Here is a 599-nt window from a genome sequence, read left to right on the forward strand (position 1 = left end):
GGGCCTGCTTCAGACAGACCCCCGATTGTCGCCGCTGTGCGCCCCCTGGCGCACCGGCCTGTCTTCCCTCGTCGGAACGACCGCCGTGGAGGGGGCCGCCTCGCGCGGGCGCCCGACCTGAGGGGCGCCGCCGATCCCCTCTCGCAGAGGGCAGGCCCTGGTCAGACCTGGAAGAAGGCCACCGCCCCGCGCAGGCTTTCCGACTGCTGCCGCAAGGAGGCCGCCGCCGCAGCCGCCTCTTCGACCATGGCGGCGTTTTGCTGCATGGTCTCGTCGATGGCGCTGACGGCTTCGCTGATCTGGCCGATGCCGGTCGCCTGCTCGCGCGCCGAGGAGGTGATCTCGGAAACGACCTGCTGCACACGGCGCACCGCTTCCACGGCATCCTGGATGGTCTGGCCGGCTTCGGCCACCAGGCCATTGCCACGCTCGACGTTGCTGACGCTGCCCTGGATCAGGTCCTTGATTTCGCGCGCAGCGGTGGCGCTGCGTTGCGCCAAAGCTCGCACTTCAGAGGCCACGACCGCAAAACCACGGCCGTTCTCGCCTGCGCGGGCTGCCTCCACTGCGGCGTTCAAAGCCAGGATGTTGGTCTGGAA

At 69.4% G+C, this 599-nt stretch carries 1 protein-coding gene; it reads right to left on the reverse strand.

The genetic code is table 11. The features are described 5' to 3' along the window. Positions 1–161: 161 nt before the first annotated feature. On the reverse strand, positions 162–599 hold a 438-nt coding region (locus tag B2W70_RS02350; RefSeq protein ID WP_286742452.1), incomplete at its 5' end, for a methyl-accepting chemotaxis protein.

The organism is Aquabacterium sp. UBA2148, assembly GCF_002328915.1.
GTDB lineage: Bacteria > Pseudomonadota > Gammaproteobacteria > Burkholderiales > Burkholderiaceae_C > Aquabacterium > Aquabacterium parvum.